We start from the raw sequence: 5,640 nt of genomic DNA on the forward strand, positions 1-5,640 counted from the left end.
CAAGCTGGACCGTGGTCAATGCCGGCGTGATCGTCGACACCACGACCGGCGATGGCGTGAAGCTCGCCGGTATCGGCACGCTGACCAACCAGAGTGGCGGCTACATCGCCGGTTACAATGGTGCCTATGTGAACACCGGAACCGTGAATAACGCGGGCACCATGGCCGGTGTGTTCAACGGCGCGGAGGTGATTTTCGGCGCGGTGAACAACCAGTCCGACGGCACGTTGAGCGGATTTTTCGGTACCTACGTCTATAACGGCACGATCATCAACGCCGGCACGATCGCAAGCACCAACGGCACCGCCGGCATCGCGGCCATCACCGGCGGGTTCCGTGGCACGGTGATCGACGATCCGGGCGCGGTGTTCATCGGGCATGTCGAGGGCGGCACCGAAACCTCGGGCATCAGCCTGCTGACGCTGGGTTCGGGATCAACCGAGGGAACGCTGACGGGTTATGGCACCCAGTTTACCAATTTCCGAACGCTCGAAATCGCCAGCGGCGCGACCTGGGACATTGCCGGCACCACCACCATCGCCGGCACGCTGATCAATGACGGCACGATCATCGAGACCGCCGCCGATACGCTCGATGTCACCGGCACGCTCGAAGGCACCGGCACCATCATGTTCGACCCCACCACCGGCATCTTCGACGGCCCGGTCGGTGCGGGCCAGGTGATCGATTTCAGCGGCGCCGGCAGCACCATCGTGCTCGGCGATCCGACGCAATTCGCCGGCACGCTCAGCGGCTTCGCCGCCGGCGATGTCCTCACCCTGCCCAGCCTTGCCGTAAGTGCGATCAGCAGCGAAACTTTCGGAAACGGCACGCTGACTCTGACCGGCAGTTTCGGCGTGATCGATCTCGCCTTCGCCAATTCACCCGCTCTGACCACCGGCACTCTCACGCCGGTCGATAACGGCAATGGTGGGATCAGTTTCGATGCGCCCTGCTTCGCCGCCGGGACCGCGATCGCCACGGCGCGGGGCGCGGTTGCGGTCGAGGCGTTGCGGATCGGCGATCTGGCGCGTCTGGCCGGGGGCGGCTTCGCGCCGATCGTCTGGCTCGGGCGGCGCACCACCCATCCGGCGCGCCATCCGCGACCGGAAGCGGTCAATCCGGTGATGATCCTCGCCGGCGCCCTGGCCGATGGCGTCCCGTCACGCGACCTGATGCTATCGCCCGATCACGCGCTGTGGCTCGATGGCGTGCTGATCCCGGCCAAGGCGCTGGTCAACGGCGTGACGATCCGCCAGATCGCCGTCGAGACGATCACCTACCATCATATCGAACTGCCATCCCACGCGGCGCTTCTCGCCGAGGGCGTTCCGGCGGAATCCTACCTGGCCAGCGGCAATCGGTCGCAATTCGACAACGGCGGCGGCGCCGTCGCGCTGCACCCGGATTTCGCCCAGGCGTTCCGCGCGGCGGCGGGATTTGCCCGCTTCGTCGAAACCGGGAAGGTGGTCGAGGCGGTGCGGGCGCGCTTGCTCGCGCGAGCGGCGCCGGTATTGACCGATGAGCCGGCATTGCGGCTGATCGACACGCCCGAAGGTGTGACAATCGTCTCGCGCCGCTTCATCCCGGCCGAGGTCGCCGCCGATCCGCGTGACCGGCGGTGCCTCGGCGTCAAGATCGCGGCGCTCGCCATCGCCGGTCGCGCCGTGGCACTCGACCATGCCGCGCTGGTCGCGGGGTGGCACGAGGCTGAGGCGGATGGCCGCTGGACCGATGGCGCGGCGCTGATTCCGCGCCTCCTGCTCGAAGGGGCATCGGCCGCGTCGGTCACGATCACGCTGTCCGGCGCCGGGCGCTACCGGATCGCCGCGTGAAACGACTTGCGTGGCCGTGCTGAACTTGGTTTGATCGGGAATGGACAGTCGCCCCACGATCCGGTTTTCCGACATCACCGCCGCAACCCCGACCCATGAGTCCCTGGCGCGCGACTACACCGCGATCAACGCGCTGTTCGATGACGGCGAGATCGCCGAGGCCGCGTCCCGGTTCGATCAGGTCAGGCGCGCGATCAACACCTGGTCGGCGCTGACCGATCTGCGGTTTCAGCAGAATACGGCCGATGCGGCCGCGCAGGCCGCGCTCGACTATCGCGATGCGTTTCTGCCGGTGGCGCAGAATTACGAAACCGCGCTCAAGCAGCGCATGTTGGGGCATGACGATCGCACCGCGGTGATCAACGCGGTCGGCGCGCATGCCGTGGCGCTGTGGGAACTCGATGTCGGGGTGTTCAGCCCGGAGATCGAGGCTGATCTGGAACAGGAGGCCAAGCTCGCGGCCCGCTACACCGCATTGACCGCCTCGGTTCAGATCGAGATCGACGGCAGGATTGTCAATTACGAGGGCATGGCGCCGTACCGCGAGCATATCGACCGCGCCGTGCGCCATGCGGCCGAGCAGAAGATCGATGCGTTCTTTGGTGAGCACGCGGCGGCGCTGGATCAGATCTATGACGATCTGGTGCGGCTGCGCCACGGCATGGCACGCAAACTCGGCTATGAGAATTTCATCGCCCTCGGCTACAAGCGGATGCGCCGGCTGGATTATGGACCCGACGACGTTGCGCGCTATCGCGACGCGATCGCGGCGCATGTGACGCCGCTGATCGCACGGCTGCTGGAACAGCGCCGCGCCATTTTCGGCTGGGATAAGGTCTTCGCCTGGGATGAGCGCATTATCGATCCGCTCGGCAACCCGACGCCGCTCGGCGGGCATGACGATCTCCTCGCCGCCGGACAGGCGATGTACGACCGGATGAACCCCGAAATCGCCAGCTTCTACCGGTCGATGAAGGATGGCGGATTTCTCGATCTGAAGAACCGGCCGGCCAAGGGCAATGGCGGGTTCTGCACGACGTTCGATAGTGTCGGCATGCCGTTCATTTTCGCCAATTTCGTCGGGACGAGCGGGGATATCGATGTGCTGACCCATGAGATGGGTCACGCGTTCCAGGCCTTCGCCAGCCGCGATCTGCCGGGCGTCGATTATCTGACGCCGGGGATGGAATCGGCCGAAATCCATTCGATGAGTTTCGAGTTCTTCGCTCATCCGCATGCCGGCCTGCTGGTGGGTGAGGCCGCCGCGGCGCGGTATCGGCAGATGCACCTGATCGCGGCGCTGGCGTTTCTGCCGCATGGCGCCTGCCTCGATCATTTTCAGCACGAGGTTTATGCCAATCCGGACATGACGCCAGCCGAACGCCGCGCGACCTGGCGGCGGCTTGAACAGCGGTATACGCCGTGGCGCGATTACGGCGATCTTGCCAACAGCGCGGCGGGCGGCGCCTGGCAACCTGTGCTGCATCTTTATCTGATGCCGTTCTACATGATCGACTACGCGCTGGCGCAATGCTGCGCGCTGCAATTCTGGTCGCGTTCGCGCAAGAATTACACCGTCGCGCTGGACGATTATATCGCGCTCTGCCGGCGCGGCGGTTCGGCGCCGTTTCTCGACCTCGTCAAATCCGCCGGGCTGATCTCGCCGTTCGAACCCGGCGCGCTGGAGGCGGCGGTCGCCGAGGTCGCGCGTATTCTGCTCTGACTTCTACTGTGACCTTGGCCTCGCCTGCCGGGAACCGGCGGCGTCAGGGACCGGGCTTCACTGTGTCGCGGGGCGGGGTGGGGCGGAATGAGGCCTTCCTGTGGCGTCGCTGCGTCGGCTGGCTTATAAGGTTTTGAAACTCTCGACCGGAAACCCAGCCCATGCCGCATTATCGCTCGCGTACCTCGACCCATGGCCGCAACATGGCCGGCGCCCGTGCGCTCTGGCGCGCGACCGGCATGGGCGATGGGGATTTCGGCAAGCCGATCATCGCGATCGCCAATTCGTTCACGCAATTCGTGCCCGGTCATGTCCATCTGAAAGACATGGGACAACTCGTGGCGCGCGAGATCGAGGCGGCGGGCGGGGTGGCCAAGGAGTTCAACACCATCGCGGTCGATGACGGCATCGCGATGGGGCATGGCGGGATGCTGTATTCGCTGCCCTCGCGCGAATTGATCGCGGATTCGGTGGAATATATGGTCAATGCCCATTGCGCCGATGCGCTCGTGTGCATTTCCAATTGCGACAAGATCACGCCGGGCATGCTGATGGCGGCGCTGCGGCTCAATGTTCCGACCATCTTTGTCTCCGGCGGTCCGATGGAGGCCGGCAAATATGTCGCCAAGGGCGAGACCAGGGCGGTCGATCTGATCACGGCGATGGTCGCCGCCGCCGATCCGACGCAAACCGACGAGCAGGCCGCGGCGATGGAACGTTCCGCCTGCCCGACCTGCGGTTCGTGCTCGGGCATGTTCACCGCCAATTCGATGAATTGCCTCACCGAGGCGCTCGGCCTGGCGCTGCCCGGCAACGGATCGCTGGTCGCGACCCATGCGGATCGCAAGCGCCTGTTCGTCGAGGCGGGGTGGCAGATCGTCGATCTGGCGCGGCGCTATTACGAGCAGGACGATGCCTCGGTGCTGCCGCGCGCGATCGCCAGCATCGCGGCGTTCGAAAATGCGATGTCGCTGGATATCGCGATGGGCGGATCGACCAATACAGTGCTGCATCTGCTGGCCGCGGCCCAGGAGGCGGGCCATGATTTCACCATGGACGATATCGACCGGTTGTCGCGCCTTGTGCCGAATTTGTGCAAAGTCTCGCCCTCGGTTGCGAATGTCCACATGGAGGATGTGCACCGCGCCGGTGGCATCATGGGGCTGCTCGGCGCGCTGGATCGGGCCGGGTTGCTCAAGCGGGATTGCGCGACCGTGCATCAGGCGACCATCGGCGAGGCGGTGGCACTCTGGGATGTGATGAACGGGCGCGAACAGGCAAAAACCCTGTTCAGCGCGGCACCGGGCGGGGTGCGGACCACCCAGGCGTTCAGCCAGTCGCGCCGGTATGAGACGCTCGATACCGACCGGGTCGCGGGGGTGATCCGCGATGTCGATCACGCATTCAGCCCGGATGGCGGGCTCGCGGTGCTGTATGGCAATATCGCGCGCGACGGCGCGATCGTGAAAACCGCCGGGGTCGATGCCGCCAATCTGGTGTTCACCGGGCCGGCACGGATTTTCTTCAGCCAGGATGACGCGGTGGCGGCGATTCTGGGCGATCGGATCGTCGCCGGGGATGTCGTGCTGATCCGCTACGAGGGGCCGAAGGGCGGACCCGGGATGCAGGAAATGCTGTACCCGACGTCGTATCTGAAATCGAAGGGGCTGGGCAAGGCCTGCGCATTGATCACCGATGGCCGGTTCTCCGGCGGGACCTCCGGGCTTTCGATCGGGCATATCTCGCCGGAAGCCGCCGAGGGCGGGACGATCGGGCTGGTCGAGGAAGGGGATATGATCGCGATCGATATTCCGTCCCGCCGGATCGATGTTCTGGTCGATGAGACGACACTGGCCGCCCGCCGCGCGGCGATGGAGGCACGCGGCGCTGACGCCTGGCTGCCGCTGGGCCGGGATCGCGTGGTCTCCGCCGCGTTGCAGGCCTATGCGGCACTGACCACGAGTGCTGCAAAAGGCGCGGTGCGCGACGTGAAACAGGTGCAACGCCGCTGAACCCGCGAATTGTTCCGATAGCGTAACGATTTTTGCGTGCAAATGCGCTGCCCGCCGATCAGCGATTTTT

At 65.3% G+C, this 5,640-nt stretch carries 3 protein-coding genes; all 3 read left to right on the top strand.

The genetic code is table 11. The features are described from left to right. On the top strand, nt 1-1,835 hold a 1,835-nt coding region (locus tag ACP5E6_RS15695), incomplete at its 5' end, for a Hint domain-containing protein (RefSeq protein ID WP_427955608.1). Between the two features lie 40 nt (nt 1,836-1,875). Then, nucleotides 1,876-3,558, top strand: coding sequence for a M3 family oligoendopeptidase (locus tag ACP5E6_RS15700; protein WP_427955611.1), 1,683 nt, complete (start codon nt 1,876-1,878; stop codon nt 3,556-3,558). Nucleotides 3,559-3,719: 161 nt separating this feature from the next. Next, nucleotides 3,720-5,570, top strand: a complete 1,851-nt coding sequence (gene ilvD, locus ACP5E6_RS15705; protein ID WP_427955613.1) for a dihydroxy-acid dehydratase — start codon at nt 3,720-3,722, stop codon at nt 5,568-5,570. Nucleotides 5,571-5,640: the final 70 nt, after the last annotated feature.

Source organism: Acidiphilium sp. (genome assembly GCF_049977125.1).
Classification (GTDB): Bacteria; Pseudomonadota; Alphaproteobacteria; order Acetobacterales; family Acetobacteraceae; genus Acidiphilium.